At 70.4% G+C, this 20131-nt stretch carries 17 protein-coding genes and 2 tRNA genes; 11 read left to right on the top strand and 8 right to left on the bottom strand.

The window, feature by feature from the left end:
• Positions 1-192: 192 nt before the first annotated feature.
• The 3 genes from IE258_RS10095 to IE258_RS10085 all read right to left on the bottom strand — a co-directional run bounded on the left by IE258_RS10095 (position 193) and on the right by IE258_RS10085 (position 4032).
• Complete coding sequence (locus IE258_RS10095) at positions 193-1392, bottom strand: ROK family protein (RefSeq protein WP_189741787.1); 1200 nt, start codon at positions 1390-1392, stop codon at positions 193-195.
• Between the two features lie 425 nt (positions 1393-1817).
• On the bottom strand, positions 1818-2459 hold the full coding sequence (locus tag IE258_RS10090; RefSeq protein ID WP_189741784.1) for a superoxide dismutase: 642 nt from the start codon (positions 2457-2459) through the stop codon (positions 1818-1820).
• 187 nt (positions 2460-2646) lie between these two features.
• A complete protein-coding gene (locus tag IE258_RS10085) occupies positions 2647-4032 on the bottom strand; it encodes an amino acid permease (RefSeq protein ID WP_189741781.1) in 1386 nt (461 codons plus the stop codon).
• Between the two features lie 331 nt (positions 4033-4363).
• Here IE258_RS10085 and IE258_RS10080 point away from each other — a divergent pair, with 331 nt between their 5' ends.
• Positions 4364-4948, top strand: coding sequence for a biotin transporter BioY (locus IE258_RS10080; protein WP_127896287.1), 585 nt, complete (start codon positions 4364-4366; stop codon positions 4946-4948).
• Positions 4949-5026: 78 nt separating this feature from the next.
• On the opposite strand, the gene IE258_RS10075 is transcribed toward IE258_RS10080, so the two are convergent.
• Entirely contained in the window at positions 5027-6484 is a 1458-nt protein-coding gene (locus tag IE258_RS10075; RefSeq protein WP_189741778.1) for an amino acid permease, read from the bottom strand.
• A gap of 207 nt (positions 6485-6691) precedes the next feature.
• On the opposite strand from IE258_RS10075, the gene IE258_RS10070 reads away from it, so the two are divergent.
• Positions 6692-7177 (top strand): ribose-5-phosphate isomerase, encoded by a 486-nt coding sequence (locus IE258_RS10070; protein WP_159329542.1) that lies wholly within the window; start codon positions 6692-6694, stop codon positions 7175-7177.
• A gap of 589 nt (positions 7178-7766) precedes the next feature.
• On the top strand, positions 7767-8633 hold the full coding sequence (locus IE258_RS10065) for an Fpg/Nei family DNA glycosylase (RefSeq protein ID WP_189741773.1): 867 nt from the start codon (positions 7767-7769) through the stop codon (positions 8631-8633).
• Between the two features lie 10 nt (positions 8634-8643).
• Here IE258_RS10065 and IE258_RS10060 read toward each other — a convergent pair whose 3' ends face one another.
• Positions 8644-9927: a GNAT family N-acetyltransferase gene (locus IE258_RS10060; protein WP_189742631.1), complete on the bottom strand. Its 1284-nt coding sequence runs from the start codon at positions 9925-9927 to the stop codon at positions 8644-8646.
• A 171-nt stretch (positions 9928-10098) separates the two neighbouring features.
• On the opposite strand from IE258_RS10060, the gene IE258_RS10055 reads away from it, so the two are divergent.
• Positions 10099-11286 carry a PP2C family protein-serine/threonine phosphatase gene (locus IE258_RS10055; RefSeq protein WP_189741769.1) on the top strand — a complete coding sequence of 396 codons (1188 nt, stop codon included), beginning with the start codon at positions 10099-10101 and terminating at the stop codon, positions 11284-11286.
• 32 nt (positions 11287-11318) lie between these two features.
• On the top strand, positions 11319-11795 hold the full coding sequence (locus IE258_RS10050) for an HD domain-containing protein (protein ID WP_189742629.1): 477 nt from the start codon (positions 11319-11321) through the stop codon (positions 11793-11795).
• A 10-nt stretch (positions 11796-11805) separates the two neighbouring features.
• Here the strand turns inward: IE258_RS10050 and IE258_RS10045 are convergent, their stop codons facing one another.
• Positions 11806-12972: an acyltransferase family protein gene (locus IE258_RS10045; RefSeq protein WP_189741766.1), complete on the bottom strand. Its 1167-nt coding sequence runs from the start codon at positions 12970-12972 to the stop codon at positions 11806-11808.
• Positions 12973-13649: 677 nt separating this feature from the next.
• On the opposite strand from IE258_RS10045, the gene IE258_RS10040 reads away from it, so the two are divergent.
• Positions 13650-13844: a hypothetical protein gene (locus IE258_RS10040; RefSeq protein ID WP_052838144.1), complete on the top strand. Its 195-nt coding sequence runs from the start codon at positions 13650-13652 to the stop codon at positions 13842-13844.
• A 56-nt stretch (positions 13845-13900) separates the two neighbouring features.
• On the opposite strand, the gene IE258_RS10035 is transcribed toward IE258_RS10040, so the two are convergent.
• A tRNA-Gly gene (locus tag IE258_RS10035) sits at positions 13901-13971 on the bottom strand.
• A gap of 163 nt (positions 13972-14134) precedes the next feature.
• On the opposite strand from IE258_RS10035, the gene IE258_RS10030 reads away from it, so the two are divergent.
• The 5 genes from IE258_RS10030 to clpX all read left to right on the top strand — a co-directional run bounded on the left by IE258_RS10030 (position 14135) and on the right by clpX (position 18988).
• A tRNA-Pro gene (locus IE258_RS10030) sits at positions 14135-14211 on the top strand.
• A gap of 191 nt (positions 14212-14402) precedes the next feature.
• Entirely contained in the window at positions 14403-15809 is a 1407-nt protein-coding gene (gene tig / locus IE258_RS10025; protein ID WP_189741764.1) for a trigger factor, read from the top strand.
• Positions 15810-16140: 331 nt separating this feature from the next.
• The gene (locus tag IE258_RS10020; protein ID WP_030186848.1) at positions 16141-16746 is read left to right on the top strand and encodes an ATP-dependent Clp protease proteolytic subunit; all 606 of its coding nucleotides are present in this window, start codon (positions 16141-16143) and stop codon (positions 16744-16746) included.
• 50 nt (positions 16747-16796) lie between these two features.
• Entirely contained in the window at positions 16797-17510 is a 714-nt protein-coding gene (locus tag IE258_RS10015) for an ATP-dependent Clp protease proteolytic subunit (RefSeq protein ID WP_308434147.1), read from the top strand.
• A gap of 191 nt (positions 17511-17701) precedes the next feature.
• Positions 17702-18988 (top strand): ATP-dependent Clp protease ATP-binding subunit ClpX, encoded by a 1287-nt coding sequence (gene clpX, locus IE258_RS10010; protein WP_003976182.1) that lies wholly within the window; start codon positions 17702-17704, stop codon positions 18986-18988.
• A gap of 83 nt (positions 18989-19071) precedes the next feature.
• Here clpX and IE258_RS10005 read toward each other — a convergent pair whose 3' ends face one another.
• Positions 19072-20079 (bottom strand): hypothetical protein, encoded by a 1008-nt coding sequence (locus IE258_RS10005; protein ID WP_189741761.1) that lies wholly within the window; start codon positions 20077-20079, stop codon positions 19072-19074.
• Between the last annotated feature and the right edge of the window lie 52 nt (positions 20080-20131).

Here is a 20131-nt window from a genome sequence, read left to right as displayed (position 1 = left end):
AAGACGGAAATCGGCACAGCAAGGTGGTGCCGGGCAGTGAGGCATGCGGAATTCCGGCGACGGAAAAGGGAATTCACGCAGCGGGATACGCGCACCGGGCGCGCCGGGGCGTCAGCAACAGAGGGTGCGACAGCTCATGGGGTGAATGCTTCCGGTCCTCGGTGATCCGTGTCAACATTCCGCGTTTCTGAATTAATTGGCCTCGGCCGAAGCGCCCAGCGGATCCCGGTAGAGCACGTCCAGAACGACCGAGCCGCCGGCGACGGCCAGCACGGAATCGGGAAAACTCGTGGCGAAGACGTCCGCCGCGCGTTCCGTGCCGACCGCCTCCCGCAGCGCGGCCAGGCAGTCCTCCCGGTGCATGGCGCCGATCTCGGTCACCACCACCGTCTCCGGGTTGAGGACGTCCGTCAGCAGCCCCACCGCCCGGCCGGTCGCCCGCGACCTCTCCAGCAGCAGCGCGGCCGCCACCGGGTCGCCCGCGTTCGCCGCGGCGAGCACGTGTCGCGGATTGACCCCGTCGCTGATCCCGGCCGCGCGGGCCCGGCGGCACAGGGTCCGCTCGCCCAACTCCGCCTGGAGGCAGCCGGTACCGCCGCACGGGCACGGCTCGTCGCCGCCCGGCACCGGCAGGTGCGCGATCGTGCCCGCCTGCGAACGCGGCCCGTGGTGCACCTCGTCGTGGGTGGCGAACGCCGCGTCCACCACGTTGCCGACGAAGAGGTGCAGCACGCTCCCGCTGCCCCGGGCCCGCCCGAAGAGCCGCTCGCCGTTGACCAACGCCCGTGCGTGGCCGTCGACATGGACCGGCAGCCCGGTGCGGGCGCCGAGCATCTCCCGCACCGGCACGTCGCGCCAGCCCAGCAGCCCGTGCTCGACGACCACGCCGGAGTCCCGGTCGACCCAGCCGCCGGCCGCCACCCCCACCCCGAGCGGGCGGACGTCCCGGACCTCGGCCAGCATCGCCGCCAGCGCCCGCGCCGCGCGGTCCAGCACCCACGGCGGGTCGGTCCGCCCGTGCTTCAGTTCCCGCTGCCGCACCACCCGGCCGCGCAGATCGAGCAGCGCGACCGTGGTGTACGGGACGGCCACGTGCACCCCGCCGACCACGAACCGCGAGTCGTCGAGGTCCAGCGGCACGTGCGGGCGGCCCGCCCCCTTCGCGCGCCGCGGCGGCTCGGCCTCGCGGACCAGTCCGAGCCGGGTGAAGTGCGCGCAGTAGTCCGTCACGGACGCCGGGGACAGCCCGGTCAGCCGGGCGATGGTGCTGCGCGCCACCGGCCCGTGCTCCAGCACGGAGCGCAGGACGACGCCGGCGGTGGCCCGCCGCCGGCCGTGGCCCGCGCCGCGCGGCACGGGGGAAGCGGTCAGGGTTGCCGCGGTACGGGGCATGGGTGGTTCTCCTCCGGAACGGTCCGACACTGCGCCGTCTGATCGGTCGGAGGCGCGCCGGTTCCACCCCGCCCGCCTCACGGATCTGCTGACTCGTGCGACGGGTGCACCCGGGTGTGGTGCCCCGTCAGCTCACGCGAGGACGGCGACAGGTGGCGGTGCCCTGGCGTCGCAGGTCGACATAGCGACGCGACGTGAAGTTCCGGGCCTGGGCAACCATGTGTTCGAAGCTAGCAAAGCGGCACCGCCCTGCCCAGACGGCGACCGACGGGCGAGACGGGAAGGACCACCGGGGGAGACGGCAAGGACCGTCGGGGAGACGGAGAGCCCCCGCGAGTCACGTCCTCGCGGGGGCTCTCCTCATTCCGCCTGCCCGGTGAAGGTTGAGAAGACGATCACGAGGCAGGGCGATCGGGGGCCGGCTCTCAGGGGGCCAGCAGCAGGGTGTTGGTGCGGGACTTGGCGGCCTCGTAGCGCCTGGCCACGTCCTGCCAGTTGACGACGGCCCACATGGCGTCGATGAAGTCGACCTTCTGGTTCTTGTACTGCAGGTAGAAGGCGTGCTCCCAGGCGTCGAAGACCAGGATCGGGGTGGAGCCCTGACCGACGTTGCCCTGGTGGTCGTAGATCTGCTCGACGATCAGCCGGCCGCTCAGCGGCTCGTACGCCAGCACGCCCCAGCCCGAACCCTGGGTGGTCGCGGCGGCCTTGGTCAGCTGCGCCTTGAATCCGGCGAAGGAGCCGAAGGACTCGGCGATCGCGTCGGCGAGGTCACCGACACCGTCGGCGGCCAGGGGCTCGCCGCCGCCGTCGCCGGTCATGTTGTGCCAGTAGATCGAGTGCAGGATGTGGCCGGAGAGGTGGAAGGCCAGGTTCTTCTCCAGGCCGTTGATCGAGCCCCACGTCTCCTTGTCCCGCGCCTCGGCGAGCTGCTCGAGTGTGTCGTTGGCGCCCTTGACGTAGGCCGCGTGGTGCTTGTCGTGGTGCAGCTCGATGATCTCGGGGCTGATCACGGGCGCCAGCGCGGAGTAGTCGTACGGCAGTTCAGGAAGCGTGTAGACGGACATGGCGGATCCCCTCAGACCTCTTATTGCAAAAGGCTTGCAACTGCACGCTAGCAGCAAGAGGTCCCGAAGGCGTGGAGGGGCGGTCCGACGCAGACGAAAGGGCCCCCGCACGTGTCCGTGCGGGGGCCCTCGGGAGAAGTCTGGACGCCGGGACCGGGGCGGGCCCTGACGGTGGCCTGACGTCGGGCTAGCGCCGGGCCGCTCCCCGCCGCTGCCGGGCGTAGCCGACGGCCGCCAGGGCCAGCGTCATCCCGCCCGTCGAGTACAGCTGCACCCGGGTGTCCGGCTCGCGGGCCATCAGCACGAACACCGCGGCCATGCCCGCCAGCGCCACCCAGGTCAGCCACGGGAAGCCCCACATGCGCACGACCAGCTTCTCGGGCGCCTCCCGCTCCAGACGGCGCCGCAGCCGCAGCTGCGCGGCGGCGATGAAGATCCAGACGACCAGGATGACCGCGCCGATCATGTTCAGCAGCCAGGAGAAGACGTCGTCCGGCCGCCAGTAGCTGAGCAGCACGCAGCCGAAGCCGAAGAGGGAGGAGACCAGCACCGCGACCCGCGGCACCCCGCCCGACACCCGGCCCAGCGCCTTCGGGCCCTGGCCGCGCTCGACCAGCGAGTAACCGATGCGTGAGGCGCCGTAGATGTTGGCGTTCATCGCGCTCAGCAGCGCGACCAGGACCACGACGTTCATGAGCTGGCCCGCACCCGGGATGCCCAGCTCGTCGAGGGCCGCGACGTACGGGCCCTTCTCGACGACCTCGGGGGAGTCCCACGGGACCAGGGTCACGATGACCGCCATCGAGCCGATGTAGAACAGCGCGATGCGCCACATCGCCGTCCGCACGGCACTCGCCACGCCCTTGACCGGGTTCTCCGACTCGGCGGCCGCGATGGTCACCGTCTCCAGGCCGCCGTAGGCGAACACCGAGGCGAGCAGGCCGATGATCAGACCGTTGCCGCCGTTGGGCAGGAAGTCGCCCAGGTGGGAGGTGCCGGGGGAGTCGCTGCCCGGCAGGACGCCGCAGATCGCCAGCACGCCCAGCACCAGGAAGAGCGAGATCGCGCCGACCTTGAGGGCGGCGAACCAGAACTCGAACTCGCCGAAGTTCTTCACGGCGGCCAGGTTCGTGCCGCAGAACACCACCATGAACAGCGCCACCCAAGCCCACTCGGGCGTGCCCGGCAGCCAGCCGTGCACGATCTGGGCGGCACCGATGCCCTCCAGGCCGACGGCCGTGCACAGCAGCACCCAGAACGCCCAGCCCGCGGTGAAGCCGGCCCACGGGCCGATCGCCCGCTCGGCATGGGCGGAGAAGGAACCGGAGGACGGATACGCGGCGGACATCTCGCCCAGCATCCGCATCACCAGCATCACGAGGAGACCGGAGAGCGTGTAGGCGACGACGATCGAGGGCCCGGCGGCGGCGATACCGGCGCCCGAGCCGACGAACAGCCCGGCGCCGATCACCCCGCCGAGGGCGATCATCGACAGGTGGCGCTGCTTGAGGCCGTGGGAGAGGGAGGAGTCCACCGGCTGCTGGGGCGCCTCGGTGGTGGTGCTGTTGGACATCGAGCGGCTCGTCCAATGCGTGGGGGGCTTGGGGCAGGGCAAAAGCGCCCACAGTTTCGGGTCTCGTGCCGCCCGGCGACAGCGGCTGCCCACGATACGGACGTCCCGGATACGGAATGTGATCATCCGAATGCAATATTCCGCTTACTGGTGACGCCCGCCTCGTCCCCTCGGTGACCGGTGTCACCCGAGTTCGCGTGTATCCCGCGCCCTTTGTCGGGAGCCCACCAAGCCCACGCGTGGGCCTTTGTCGAGCGCTGCTGGTGATCGGCCCCGGACGCTGGGATAGCGTCGCGGTGTCCCGACATGTCCACACCACCGCGGAGTCCCCATGAGCACCGCTGCCGTATCCGCCCGCCGCTCCGGGCAGGTCCTCGCCGACCTCATCCCCTCCTCCCGAGTCCGGGACGTCGCGCTCGTGGCGGGCGGCGCCGTACTCACCGGCGTCGCGGCCCAGATCGCGGTGCCCGTGCCCGGCTCCCCGGTGCCGGTGACCGGCCAGACCTTCGCGGCCCTGCTCGTCGGCACCGCGCTCGGCGCCCGCCGCGGCCTGCTCTCCCTCGCGCTGTACGCCCTGGTCGGCATGGCGGGCATGCCGTGGTTCGCGGAGGGCGGCTCCGGCACCGCCGCCCCCTCCCTCGGCTACGTCTTCGGCATGCTGCTCGCCGTCACGGTCGTGGGCGCCCTGGCCCGCCGCGGCGCCGACCGCTCGGTGCTGCGCACGGCCGGCACGATGCTGCTCGGCGAGGCGATCATCTACGCCGTCGGTGTGCCCTACCTGGCCCTCGCCGCCGACATGTCCCTCACCGCCGCGATCGCGGCCGGCCTCACCCCGTTCCTGATCGGCGACGCGCTCAAGGCCGCGCTGGCGATGGGCGTCCTGCCCACCGCCTGGAAGCTGGTCGACAAGCGGTAGCGGGCCGCAGGCCCACGAGAGAGGGGCCCGCCGGATCGCAGCAGCGATCCGGCGGGCCCCTCTCTCGTCCAGGAGCGCTTAGCCCTTCTCGGCGGCGGCCCCGCGCGCGGCGATCCGGCGCTTGGCGATCCGCTGCTTGACGAAGGCGACGACGAGGACCAGCGCGGCGACCAGCAGCGACAGCAGCACCGTGGTGCGCCCGTCGTGCTCGGTGTCGGTCAGCATGTAGCCCAGCACGAAGACGATCAGGGCGGCGGCGGCCCAGGTCAGATAGGGGAACAGCCACATCCGCACCACCAGCCTCTCCGGCGCCTCGGCCTGGATGATCCGGCGCATCCGCAGCTGCGAGAAGCAGATCACCAGCCACACGAAGAGGGCCACGGCGCCGGAGGAGTTGACCAGGAAGAGGAAGACGGAGTCCGGGAACTCGTAGTTGAAGAAGACGGCGACGAAGCCGAACACCACCGACACCAGGATCGCCGTCCGCGGCACCCCGCGCCGGGTGGTGCGGGCGAAGGCGCGCGGCGCGTCACCGCGCTCACCCAGCGAGAAGGCCATGCGGGAAGCGGTGTAGAGCCCGGAGTTCAGACAGGACAGCACGGACGTCAGCACGATGAAGTTCATGATCTGACCGGCGTTCGCGATGCCGAGCGAGTCCAGCGCGGCGACGTACGAGCCCTTGTCGACGATCGACTGCGAGTCCCAGGGCAGCAGCGCGATCACCACGAAGATGGAGCCGAGGTAGAAGACGGCGATGCGCCAGATGATGCTGTTGGTCGCCTTGGTGACGGCCCGCTGCGGGTCCTCGGACTCACCGGCGGCGAGGGTGGGGATCTCGCTGCCCATGAACGAGAACACCACGAGCAGCACACCGGTGAGGATGGCCCCGGCCCCGTTCGGCAGGAACCCGCCGTGCTCGGTCAGATTCCCCAGCCCCGCCTGCTCGCTGTCCACACCGGGCAGTACGCCGAAGACGGCCAGCCCGCCGACCACGATGAACGCGGCGATGGCGACGACCTTGATCCCGGCGAACCAGAACTCGAACTCGCCGTAGGAGCCGACGGAGGCGAGGTTGGTGGCGGTCAGCACGACCATCACGATCAGCGCCCACCCCCACTGCGGCACGGCGGGGATCCACCCTTCCAGGATCTTCGCCCCGGCCGTCGCCTCCACGGCCAGCACCACGACCCAGAAGAACCAGTAGAGCCAGCCGATGGAGAACCCGGCCCAGGGCCCGAGCGCCCGGTCGGCATGGGCGGAGAACGACCCGGAGGTCGGATTGGCGGCCGACATCTCCCCGAGCATCCGCATCACCAGCACCACGAGCGTGCCGACGAGGGCGTACGAGAGGAGGATGCCGGGTCCCGCGGTGGCGATCCCGGAGCTGGAGCCCACGAACAGCCCGGCCCCGATGACGCCGCCGATGGCGATCATCGAGAGGTGGCGGTTCTTGAGCCCGGCCTGGAGCCCGGACCCGGGTCCTGAGGAGCCCGCGGGCCCCTCCTCGGGCTTGGTCAAGGTCGGCTGCGAAGTCATGGGGGGAGGTTTCCTTTGCGCCGGTCGAGCACTTTCCCGTACGAGCGGTGTACGAGCCGGACCAGTGAAACGGAGGTGAACGGATTCGGGAACCTTTGAATCCGGATCGTTACTTGAGCTTTCCCTGAGCTTCCATAGTTTCACGAGCCTTTCTCATGGCCGCCACCCGAAGCGTCCGCGCCTTGGTCCGCGTGTCACACTCGACGCATGCGCGTGTATCTCGGCTCGGACCATGCGGGCTTCGAACTCAAGAACCATCTCGTCGAATGGCTCAAGACGGCGGGGCACGAGCCCGTCGACTGCGGCCCGCACATCTACGACGCCCAGGACGACTACCCGCCCTTCTGCCTGCGCGCCGCCGAGCGCACGGCCGCGGACCAGGGCGCCCTCGGCATCGTGATCGGCGGCTCCGGCAACGGCGAGCAGATCGCGGCGAACAAGGTGAAGGGCGTGCGCGCGGCGCTGGCCTGGAGCGAGGAGACGGCGTCGCTGGGCCGCCAGCACAACAACGCCAACGTCGTCGCGGTCGGCGCCCGCATGCACACGCAGGACGAGGCGACGAAGTTCGTCGAGACCTTCCTCGCCACCCCGTTCTCCGGCGACGAACGCCACATCCGCCGCATCGACATGCTCACGTCCTACGAAACGACGGGCGACCTCCCGCCGATCCCGCCCCACCACCCCCAGCAGTAAGGACCCCGGCCGCCTCCCTCGGGAGCGGCCCGCCGGCCGGCCCGCGAACCTGCCGGGCGACGGTGCCCGCCGTGCACACCGCGCAGCGGGGACGCGAACCTGCCGGGTGGCGACGCCTGTCCGTCGTGCAGGCGGCGCGGCGGGGACGCGATCGCACCGGGCGGTCACGCCTCCCCGCCATGTACGCCGCCCGGCAGGGACACGAACCTGCCGGGTGGCGACGCCCGCCCGCCGTGCACGCGGCGGGGACGCGAACGCACCGGGCGGCCACGCCTCCCCGCCATGCACGCGGCGCGGCAGGGGCGCGAACTTGCCGGGTGGCCACGTCTGCCCGCCGTGCACGCGGCGCGGCAGGGGCGCGAACTTGCCGGGCGGTCACGCCTCTCCGCCGGGCAAGTCGCCCGGCGGGGACGCGAACCCACCGGGTCGGGAAACGGGCCCGCAGGGGTGCAGGGGACGGAGTCCCCGCCGGGGTGCGGGGCGGAGCCCCGCGGCAAGTCGAGCCTCTCGACCCACCGAGTCGGGTGGGCGGGTGGGCAAAGGCAAGGAAAAGACCCGGCGGAGCACCCCGCAAGGAAAGGACAGACCCGTGCCAGAGGGCCACACGATTCACCGACTGGCCGAGGACTACACCGCCGCCTTCGCCCGGACGGCAGTCCACGTCACCAGCCCCCAGGGCAAGTTCGCCGACTCCGCCGCCCTCCTCGACCGCACCGTCCTGACCACCGCCGACGCCCACGGCAAGCACCTCTTCCTGGGCTTCGGCGCAGCCGAGCAGGCAGCCGAGCACGCCGCCGAGGACGCCGCCAAGGACACGGCGGAAAGCCCCGCCTGGGTCCACATCCACCTCGGCCTCTTCGGCAAGGTCACCTTCGGCCCGGCCCCCGCGCCCCCGCCCACGGACACCGTCCGCCTCCGCCTCGCGAACGACACCGCGTACGTCGACCTCCGCGGCCCCACCACCTGCGCCCTGATCACGGCCCCGGAGAAGCAGGCGATACACGACCGCCTCGGCCCCGACCCCCTGCGCCCGGACGCCGACCCGGAGGCCGCCCGCCGCCGGATCTCCCGCAGCCGCACCACCGTCGCCGCCCTGCTCATGGACCAGAAGGTCATCGCCGGCGTCGGAAACGTCTACCGCGCCGAGGTCCTCTTCCGCCACGGCATCGACCCGTACCGCCCCGGCAAGGACCTCACCCGCGCCGAGTGGGACGCGATCTGGCAGGACCTCACCGCCCTCATGCGCGAGGGCGTGCGGAACAACCGCATCGACACCGTCCGCCCCGAGCACACCCCCGAGGCCATGGGCCGCCCGCCCCGCGTCGACGACCACGGCGGCGAGGTCTACGTCTACCGCCGGGCGAACCAGCCCTGCCACCTCTGCGGCAGCCCGGTCCGCACCGCCGACCTCGCCGCCCGCAACCTCTTCTGGTGCCCCACCTGTCAGAAACGGTAGGAGCCCGCGCTCAGAACCCGTGCGGCAGCCACGGCGCCACGTCCGACCCGAACCCCACCGACGCCGCCGCCAGCGCACCGGCCCGCACCTCGCGCACCCGCCCGGCCGCCCCCAGCGAACCCAGACTCACACCCCCGAGGTACGCCGACCCCAACTCCCGTACGGAAAGCGCGAGTTCGGCCGGGTCCGACGTACGCTCGCACGACGCCCCCTTCGCGTCGCCGCTGAGCCGCCAACGCCCCGCGTTCCAGGGGCAGAACGCGTCCTCGATCTCGAACACCACGTCCACCGGCGCCTGGTAGGTCCGCGCCGCGAGCGCCGCCCCCACGTCCACCAGCCGTACGTACAGCGCGTCCCGCAGCTCCGGCCGGCACCGCCGGACGTCCGAGACCTGGTACTGCCACGCCTCGTCGACCGGCCGCCCCCGCAACGCCAGCGTGGAGGTCAGGTCGATGCCGAATAGGAAGCGCCAGAGCGCCGCCTCGGTCGCCGGGTCGAGTCCGGCCAGGTCGTCGAGGACCACCGTGCCCTTGGGACCCTCCGACCCCCAGGCCGGCCGCACCCGGAACCGCGCGTACCCGGTGACCTCGCCGCCCCGCCGGGCGAGCACGCACTGCAGGGGCGAGGCGCCGTCCCGACCGCTCTCCGGGTCCAGCAGCGCCAGCCGCTCCCAGCCGGGCTGCCGGGCCAGCATCCCCGGCCGCCCCGGCACCAGCCGCGCGTACACCTCCTCGCACGCGTCGAGGACGTCCGCGGGCGCCTCGTACCGCAGCCGTACGTCATCCGTGCCGGCCGGCACGGACAGCCGGACCCGGCTCGTGTCGATCTCCGCGTTGAGCACGAAGGTCGCGGCGCCGTACCCGAACCGGCCGTAGATCGCCGGCTCCGAGGCCGTCAGTACGGCCAGCGGCTCGCCCCAGGCCCGTACGTCGTCCAGCTGCCGCCGCATCATCGACGTCAGGACACCCCGGCGCCGGTGCGTGGCGGCGACGCTCACCATCGTGACGCCCGCCGTGGGCACCCGCGCACCGCCCGGCACGGTCATCCCGAAGGCGTAGGCCCCCGCCGTCCCGACGCACTCGCCGCCCTCGCCGTCGCCCCCACCCTCGCCTTCCCAGATCCCGATCGACCGGTCGACCCGCGTCAGCTCCCGGAACAGCTCCACCTCCTCGGCCGGCTCCGGAATACCGCCGAAGGCACGGATCAGCGTCCCGTACCACGTGTCCCACTCGTCGCGCCGCAGCACCCTCGGCTCCGCCGTCACACCGCTGTCCTCACTCGTGGGCCGTTCCATGCGTTCCATGCAGCATGCGTACCAGGGCCGCACGAGACCGGCGAGGCAATTTCCGCGGGGTTGCGGCGCGGAGGCCGTTCGTGAAGTTCACTGTGAAGTCCGGCCTCGGACGGGGGACAAGTAGGACCTCCCGTGCCAAGCGGCCGGTTCGATGGATAGGGTCCCGAACTAATGGCAGCAGGACGACAGCGGCGCGCGGAGGCCGAGACGTTCGCGGCCCGGTGGAAGAAGCAGTGGCACCGGGCCCGCGTCGGCGTGCGCCGAGCCGCCGTCGACTACTTCCGCGGCGACGGTTCGGACTGGATCGCGCTGGCCGGACTGCTGCTGACGATCCCCGTCATCGCGGCCACCACGATGGCCAACTCCGTGTGGTGCTCGCCCTCCGCGCTCGTCATCCCGATCGTCGCCGGCGGCCTGCTGCTGCGCCCGGCGAGCCTGCTCGGCCTGTACGCCGCGGCGGCCACCGCGCTGATCGTGGAGTCCGTGCAACTGGGCCCGTACACCGAGGGCCCGTCCCGGGTCACCCCCGGCGTGGTCCTGGTGGTCGCGGCCTGCGGCTTCTTCGGACTCCTCGTCGCCCAGTTCCGCAGCCGGGTCGGCGTGCCCTGGCGGCGCGGCGGCACCATGCTCTTCGACCTGCGTGAACGCATCCGCGTCCAGAGCAAGCTGCCCCAGCTGCCGAAGGGCTGGCACCGCGAGATGGCGCTGCGCCCGGCGGGCGGGCAGTCCTTCTCCGGCGACTTCGTCGTCGCGGCCCGCACCAACGGCGGCCGGACGCTGGAGGTCGTCCTCACCGACGTCTCCGGCAAGGGCATGGACGCGGCCTCGCGCGCCCTGCTGCTGTCCGGGGCCTTCGGCGGACTGCTGGGCAGCCTGCCCCCGCACGCCTTCCTGCCGGCCGCCAACGGCTATCTGCTGCGCCAGGACTGGGACGAGGGCTTCGCCACCTCCATCCACCTCGTCCTGGACCTCGACTCCGGTGACTACGAGCTGTACTCGGCCGGACATCCGCCGGGCCTCCAGCTCAGCGCGGGCACCGGCCGCTGGGAGGAGAAGTCGGCCGAGGGCCCGCTGCTCGGTGTCTACGACGGCGCGCAGTTCGACCAGGTGAAGGGCTCGCTGCGGCCCGGTGACGTGCTGATGCTGTTCACGGACGGCCTGGTGGAGACCTCCGACCGGGACATCGCCGAGGGCATCGACCGCCTCACCGGCGAGGCCGACCGCTATGTCGCGGGCGGCTTCCACGGCGCGGCCTGGCACCTGATCGAGGCTGTGGCCAAGGACGTCAACGACGACCGGGCGCTGCTGCTGATCTGCCGGGAGGGCCCGACCGCCCAGTCCGCGCCGGCCACGGACTGAGGCCCGCGCCGCATACTGGGCCCATGCCGCCCATGCCGCCCCTGCCCCACGACTCCGGACCGCCCGCCCCGCCGCTCTCCCTGGCCGAGGTCGAGGCCACCGCCCGCGCCGCCCACGCCGGACAGACCGACAAGGCGGGCCGGCCGTACGCCGAACACCTGCGGGCCGTCGCCGAGGGCGTGCGGCGGCGCGGCGGCGACGAGGAGCAGATCGCGGCCGCCTGGCTGCACGACGCCGTGGAGGACGACGCGCTGACCGAGGGCTGGCTGGACGAGGCGCCGCTGAGCCGCCGGACCAAGGACATCGTCCTGGCCCTCACCAAGCGGGCGGGGGAGCCGCCCGAGGCGTACGCCGCGCGGATCCTGGCCACCCCCGGCGCGCGCCTGGTGAAGGAGGCGGACCTGGCGCACAACGCCGACCCCGCGCGGCTGGCCGTCCTCGACGCGGCCACCCGCACACGACTGACCGAGAAGTACACGCGGATGCGCGCACTTCTCGGTCAGGGGTGACCCACCGGTTTCAGACGGAGACCTTCTCGCCGCCGGCGTTCGACGCGGCGGGCTCGGGGGACGTCTCGCGTGCCCCGGTACCGGCCGGGTCGCGCTTCTCACGGCCCCGGGCGGCGTCACCGGGATCCCGCTTGAAGGCCCAGTCCATCCTCGGCTCGACCACGTACCGCAGCACCCGCTGTACGGGCTTGGTGCACAGCAGGGTGATGACGGTGGCGCCGAGGACGGTGAGTCCGATCTCACCGAGCGGCGTGTCCAGGAAGGAGTGCTGGAACCAGCCGGTGTAGCTGCCCTCCTTCACCAGGAAGCCGTGCAGCAGGTAGCCGTAGATCGTGCCGGCCCCGAGGGCCGTGAACCACATGCGCCGACCGGGCACCCAGGCGAAGAAGCACGCGGACAGCACCACGGAGCAGCCGAAGAGCGCGAGCGTCAGGACGGGCCCGGACCACCAGGGGGCGCCCGTGTCCTGCATGGCGGCGTTGCGGTAGAACCAGCCGGTCTCCATGCGCGGCACCGACCACCAGCCGATCACCAGGGCCGCCGCGACCACCGGCACGGACAGGATCCGCACCGAGCGGCGCCGCACCAGCTGGAAGTGCTCGGGGCGCAGCACCAGACCCAGCACGAAGCACGGCAGGAACTGCAGCACCCGCTGCATGTTCAGGTCGTTGCCGACGCTGGGCGTCACGGAGGCCAGCGCGGCGATGGCGAGCGAGATCGGGAGCGGCCAACGGACCGTCTGCCAGATCGGGGTGGTCAGCCGCCAGACGAACAGCGCGCACAGGAACCACAGGAGGTAGGTGGGGTCCAGCAGGCTGAAGTCGGCCTGCGGGTCCTCGCTGACGCGCCGGTGCAGCGTGTAGGCGATCTCGAAGACGAGGTACGGGACGGCGACGCCGGTGATCAGTCGCTTGACCCGCTTGGGGCTCAGGTCGAAACTGCGTGAGAAGTAGCCGGAGACGATGATGAACGCCGGCATGTGGAACGTGTACAGGACCCGGTAGAGGGTCTCCACGGTCCGGTTGCCGTCCAGGATCTGTCCCCAGGCGTGGCCCACGCCGACCAGCACGATCGCCAGGTACTTGGCGTTGTCGAAGAACGCGTCGCGCTGCCGGCTCGGCGGGGAGGGCGGGGACGGCGACTTCCGGTCGCCGTGAGGAAGCAGCGAGCTAGTCATGCAACCCCCCGCCGGGAACTCGGCGAGTGGTCGCAGGACCTCGCTGCTCTGGTGGGGGACGAGGCAGCGTAGAACATCTGAGGCACCCTAGCGTTCTCCGTGTGATTCCGTAAAACCCTCGACGTCATTCCTGTATTTCGGGTCTTGGGTACGGTGTGAGTACCGTTCGAGTACCCCCGCATTAGGGGAACTCGGCCTCTCCGGAGGCGTGACGACTCCCACACTGCCGGGCGCCGCGGTGTGCCCAAGCTCCGTCCGAAGCAGCCCACTTGTCACGACACATCACGACTAAACAGCGCATAAGACCGGCGGGCGACTCCGCTGGAATGTCCGCTTCAATGCCCTTACGGGCTTCCTGGGTGATCCTGTGATCTCCCTGTGATGACCCTGTCGGGTGTGTCCGCCACGACAATTCGAAATACCTGCGAACGAGTTGTGTGGACATGGAAACCAAGCACCTCGAATTCCCCGTACGGGTGCCCCGTCGAAATTCTGTACGGGGCGCGGTGATGGCGTGTGTCCGCGTGCGCGGGGCAGCACACCACCCACAGAACCGGCCGGACGATCTGTCACCTGCCGCATGACGGGGCCCGGTTGGTGGCACGATGGTTCTGGCGGGGGTGTGCGGTGCCGCACCTCCGGGCGGGAGCGCGGACCGACCGAGGGTGTGATCAGTTGTGGCCATTTCACTGTCAGTGGTGCTGCTGTTGGGGATCATCCTCGTGGTGCTGCTGCGGGGAGGCTCGATCAAGGCGGGGCCGGCGGTCGTCGCGGTCCTCTTCGGCTTCTTCCTGGCCTCGACAGGCATGGCCGACGACATCCAACGCTTCCTGGACTCGATAGCCGAGACGATCAACTCGATCCAGTTCTAGGGCCGCACAAAGGCCTCCGGCCCGATCCCTGGGGGACCGGGCCGGAGGCCTCTCGGAGCGGGCGACGGGAATCGAACCCGCGTAGCCAGTTTGGAAGACTGGGGCTCTACCATTGAGCTACGCCCGCACGGCTGGCGCCGCAGGTCGGTGACCGCGGCACTGCACGCATCGTAGCGGGTCGTCGCCCCTCGACGCACACCCCTTCCGGTCCGCGCCGGACCTTCACGGACGCTCGGGAAACTCTGCGGTCCCCGGTGCCTGGCGGCATGTACCCTACGTGTCGCACCAGACGGGGTGTGGCGCAGCTTGGTAGCGCGTCCGCTTTGGGAGCGGAAGGCCGTGGGTTCAAATCCCGCCACCCCGACCACCGACCGACCAGCGGCCGACCACCGAGTGATCGCCGAGTGGTCGCCTTTTGGGCCGTGTAGTCGCTGCCGTTACTATGCAAGCTGCACGCCCGTGTGTCATCAGCGTCTGAAGTCTCCGGGCGGCGTAATTTGCCGGACACTCTCTGGTTCCGGCAGAACCCAAGAAGTCAGCCACCAAGGAGACCGAACCGTGAAGAGCGCCGTGGAGACCCTGAACCCGACCCGGGTTCGGCTCACTGTCGAGGTGCCCTTCGAGGAGCTCAAGGACAGCCTCGACGCGGCGTACAAGAAGATCAACCAGCAGGTCACGGTGAAGGGCTTCCGCAAGGGCAAGATCCCGGCCCGGGTCATCGACCAGCGGTTCGGCCGCGGTGCGGTGCTGGAGGAGGCGGTCAACGACGCGCTTCCCAAGTTCTACACCGACGCGGTCAACGAGGCCGAGCTGAACCCGCTCGGCCAGCCCGAGGTCGACATCACGGAGCTGAAGGACGGCGAGACGCTGAACTTCACGGCCGAGGTCGACATCCGCCCCTCCATCGAGATCCCGGACTACTCCGGCATCGAGGTCGAGGTCGACGCCGTCGAGGTCACCGACGAGGACGTCGAGAAGTCGGTGGAGCAGCTGCGCGAGCGCTTCGCCTCCACCTCCCCGGTCGAGCGCGCCGCCGAGGACGGCGACGTGATCACCATCGACCTGCAGGCCAAGGTCGACGGCGAGGTCCTCGAGGACGGCGTCGCCGACGGCGTCTCCTACACCATCGGTTCCGGTGAGCTGCTGGACGGCATCGACGACGCCGTGAAGGGCCTGGAGGCCGGTGGCGAGGCCACCTTCACCTCCGAGCTCAAGGGCGGCTCGGCGACCGGCAAGGAGGCCGAGGTCACCGTCAAGGTCACCCAGGTCGCCGCGCGCGAGCTGCCCGAGCTGGACGACGACTTCGCGCAGCTCGCGTCGGAGTTCGACACCCTGGAGGAGCTGCAGGCCGACAGCCGCAAGCGCCTCGCCAACATGAAGCAGTACGACCAGGCCACGCAGGCCCAGGAGCGCGTCCTGGACAAGCTGCTCGAGCTGGTCGAGGTCCCGGTCCCCGAGAAGCTGCTCGAGGACGAGATCAACACCCGCAAGCACAACCTCGAGCACCACCAGCTCGGCCAGATGGGCCTCGACCTCGAGAAGTACCTCGAGCTGCAGGGCAAGACCGCCGAGGAGTTCGAGACCGAGACCCGCGAGGCCGCGGTCAAGGGCATCAAGACCCAGTTCGTCCTCGACGAGCTGGTCAAGCAGGAGAAGCTCAACGTCAGCCAGGAAGAGCTGACCGAGCACCTCATGCGCCGTGCCGCCTCCTCCGGCATGTCCCCTGACCAGTTCGCCCAGGCCGTCGTCGAGCAGGGCCAGGTCCCGCTCCTCGTCGGCGAGGTCGCCCGCGGCAAGGCCCTGGCCGCCGTGGTCGAGAAGGCCACGGTCAAGGACACCAACGGCGAGATCGTCGACCTGGACGACGAGGAGGACGAGGAGACGGAGGCCGCCGAGGCCGCCGCCACCGAGCCCACCGACGCCGAGAAGGCCGACGACAAGGCCGAGGAGAAGACCGAGGGCTGATCCCTCGCGTCTCCCCAGACGGACGCAGAACGGGCCCCGGACACATCAGTGCCGGGGCCCGTTCCGCATACGGCTGGACAGCGCCGCAAGGGGCGCGGGGAACTGCGCGACCAGCCACCCACGGACCCGCACTCGGCAATGAACAGGCACCGTCACGGCGCTACGCCCGAGGCGAACACCCGCAGAACCGGGATGGCACCGGAGGGCCACCGCGTTAGGGTCCATGAATACGAGGGCAGGGGAGTCCCCGAAAGCGGCTCCAGCCCCGCAGGGAAACGTGAGACGGCCCGGCGCCGTCGTAAGACGAGCAGGTGGATACGTGACGAATCTGATGCCCTCAGCCGCCGGCGAGCCCTCCATCGGTGGCGGCCTCGGCGACCAGGTCTACAACCGACTGCTCGGCGAGCGGATCATCTTCCTCGGCCAGCCGGTCGACGACGACATCGCCAACAAGATCACCGCACAGCTGCTGCTCCTTGCCTCCGACCCGGACAAGGACATCTTCCTGTACATCAACAGCCCGGGCGGTTCGATCACGGCCGGCATGGCGATCTACGACACCATGCAGTACATCAAGAACGACGTGGTGACGATCGCGATGGGTCTCGCGGCCTCCATGGGACAGTTCCTGCTCAGCGCGGGCACCCCCGGCAAGCGCTTTGCGCTGCCGAACGCCGAGATCCTCATCCACCAGCCCTCCGCCGGCCTGGCCGGTTCGGCCTCGGACATCAAGATCCACGCCGAGCGGCTGCTGCACACCAAGCGGCGCATGGCCGAGCTGACCTCCCAGCACACCGGCCAGACGATCGAGCAGATCACCCGCGACTCGGACCGCGACCGCTGGTTCGACGCCTTCGAGGCCAAGGAGTACGGCCTCATCGACGACGTCATCGCCACGGCCGCCGGCATGCCGGGCGGCGGCGGCACGGGCGCCTGAGCCATCCTCCGCCCCGAGCCGACCGCCTCAGCCCCTTTACAGGAGACACTGTGAACGACTTCCCCGGCAGCGGCCTGTACGACCGCGCGAACGCCACGCAGGACATGCGCGCCGCCGCCTCCCAGGGCCGCTACACCGGCCCGCAGGCCGAGTCCCGCTACGTCATCCCGCGCTTCGTCGAGCGCACCTCGCAGGGCGTGCGCGAGTACGACCCGTACGCGAAGCTCTTCGAGGAGCGGGTGATCTTCCTCGGCGTCCAGATCGACGACGCCTCCGCCAACGACGTCATGGCGCAGCTGCTGTGCCTGGAGTCGATGGACCCCGACCGGGACATCTCGGTCTACATCAACAGCCCGGGCGGCTCCTTCACCGCGCTCACGGCCATCTACGACACGATGCAGTACGTGAAGCCGGACATCCAGACGGTCTGCATGGGCCAGGCCGCCTCCGCCGCCGCCGTCCTGCTGGCCGCAGGCACGCCGGGCAAGCGCATGGCGCTGCCGAACGCCCGCGTCCTGATCCACCAGCCGTACAGCGAGACCGGCCGCGGCCAGGTCTCCGACCTGGAGATCGCCGCCAACGAGATCCTCCGGATGCGCTCGCAGCTGGAGGAAATGCTGGCCAAGCACTCCACCACGCCGGTCGAGAAGATCCGCGAGGACATCGAGCGCGACAAGATCCTCACGGCCGAGGACGCGCTGAGCTACGGCCTGATCGACCAGATCATCACCACCCGGAAGATGGACAACTCCTCTCTCCGCTAGGCGGGAGGCTGTATCGTCTGCCGCTCCTTGGCACGGTTTGACGCGATTCACGTCAAAGCGAACCGTGCCAAGGGGGGCCCGGACGAGGGGCCCGGCAAGGTACCGTCGGACATAAGGCAGCACCAGGAGTCCGCCCGCCGTTGACGTGACGTCGACGTCCGGGAGTCTCCCAGGCGAAGGGGAAGCACACCGTGGCACGCATCGGTGACGGCGGCGATCTGCTCAAGTGCTCGTTCTGCGGGAAGAGCCAGAAGCAGGTCAAGAAGCTCATCGCAGGGCCCGGTGTGTACATCTGCGACGAGTGCATCGACCTCTGCAACGAGATCATCGAGGAGGAGCTGGCCGAGACCAGCGAGGTGCGCTGGGAGGAGCTCCCCAAGCCCCGCGAGATCTACGAGTTCCTCGAGAGCTACGTGGTCGGCCAGGAAGCGGCCAAGAAGGCCCTCTCCGTCGCGGTGTACAACCACTACAAGCGGGTCCAGGCCGGCGAGAACGGCGGCGCCCAAGGCCGCGAGGACGCCATCGAGTTGGCGAAGTCCAACATCCTCCTGCTGGGCCCCACGGGCTCCGGCAAGACCCTCCTCGCCCAGACCCTCGCCCGCATGTTGAACGTCCCCTTCGCGATCGCCGACGCCACGGCGCTCACCGAGGCGGGGTACGTCGGCGAGGACGTCGAGAACATCCTGCTGAAGCTGATCCAGGCCGCCGACTACGACGTCAAGAAGGCCGAGACCGGGATCATCTACATCGACGAGATCGACAAGGTCGCGCGGAAGAGTGAGAACCCCTCCATCACGCGCGACGTATCCGGCGAGGGCGTCCAGCAGGCCCTGCTGAAGATCCTGGAGGGCACCACCGCCTCCGTCCCGCCGCAGGGCGGCCGCAAGCACCCGCACCAGGAGTTCATCCAGATCGACACGACGAACGTCCTGTTCATCGTGGGCGGCGCCTTCGCGGGCCTGGAGAAGATCATCGAGGGCCGGGCCGGCGCCAAGGGCATCGGCTTCGGCGCGCAGATCCGCTCCAAGCGGGAGATCGAGTCCAAGGACCAGTTCGAGCAGGTCATGCCGGAGGACCTGGTCAAGTTCGGCATGATCCCCGAGTTCATCGGCCGACTGCCCGTCATCACCTCCGTCCACAACCTCGACCGCGAGGCGCTCCTCCAGATCCTGGTCGAGCCGCGCAACGCCCTCGTCAAGCAGTACGAGCGCCTCTTCGAACTCGACGGTGTGGAGCTGGACTTCGAGCGCGAGGCCCTGGAGGCCATCGCCGACCAGGCCATCCTCCGCCAGACCGGCGCCCGCGGCCTGCGCGCCATCATGGAGGAGGTCCTCCAGGGCGTGATGTACGAGGTCCCGTCCCGCAAGGACGTCGCCCGGGTCGTCATCACGGCGGACGTGGTCCTCTCCAACGTCAACCCGACGCTGATCCCCCGCGATTCGCGGGGGCGGGGCCCGGGCGAGCAGAAGACGGCGTAGCCGGTCACGCACTGCGCAACAGACACGCGGGAGGGGCCCGGTCGAATCGACCGGGCCCCTCCCGCGTTGCCGTCGGTGGCGCGTCAGGACTTGACGCGGACCTCGTCCCGCAGCTTCGACGTGATGTCGATCGCCTTCTCCTTGCCGACCCCGGTACCGGTGTTGTCGCCCGGGGAGACCATGGCGATCGTGCTGTAGTCGGCCCAGGCGCAGAACCAGTCGGTCGACTCCTTCTTGGTGAGCGCGTTGGTGGCCTTGGTCGACTGGCACTTGGCGACGGTGCCGTCGATCTCGACCTCCTCGGGCTCGCCGACCAGCTCGGCGTTCTGCATGCCGCCGGTGTCGCTGGTGGAGCTGTCCTTGACTTCCTTCTGGATGTTCGCGAAGAACTTGTCCAGGGTCGCCTGGGGGTCGTCGATCTTGCCGTAACCGCCCACCATCGTGAAGCCCTTGGCGGTCAGCAGCTCCGACTGGTCGGGGATGGTGGAGGGGTCCTGGGGGTCGTAGCCGCTGAAGTCGGCGGTCGACCACTGCCCGATGACGGCGGTGCCTTCCTTGACGCCGCTCTTCTCCATGTCCTTGGCGGTGTCGGAGTCGCCGCTCTCCTGGCCCTGGACCTTCGTGTACTCGCCGAGGGCCTTCGCCGGCGTCGTCAGCTTGTGCGCGCCGTCGTCCTCCAGGCCGCCGCCGGCGCCACCGCCCGTGCCGAACACGAAGTACGCGCCCACGCCGATCGCCGCCACGACGGCGACCGCGCCGATGATCAGGCCGGTCTTCTTCTTGCCGCCGCCCGGCGCCGGGGGCTGGGGCATGCCGTAGGGCTGCTGACCGTAGGGCGGCTGCTGGCCGTACGGCGGCTGCTGGCCGTAGCCGGGCTGCTGGCCGTACGGCGGAGTCTGCGGCGGGACGCCGCCCTGCTGGGGCTGCTGCGGGTAGCCGTAACCCGGCTGCTGCGGCGGAGGCGTCTGCTGGGGGTAGCCGTAACCGGGCTGGGGGGCCTGCGGCGGCTGCTGGCCGTACGGGCCCGGCTGGCCGTACGGTCCGGGCTGCTGGGGCTGCCCGCCGTACGGGCCCGGCTGGTTGTGACTCATTTCTGGGTTCCCCCTCGGATGCTTTACGTGGTGCTGACATCCTGACTCAGAC

It is taken from the genome of Streptomyces tendae (genome assembly GCF_014650435.1).
Classification (GTDB): domain Bacteria; phylum Actinomycetota; class Actinomycetes; order Streptomycetales; family Streptomycetaceae; genus Streptomyces; species Streptomyces tendae.
Note: the sequence above shows the minus strand (reverse complement) of the source record. Positions and strands in the feature narration are given on the sequence as shown.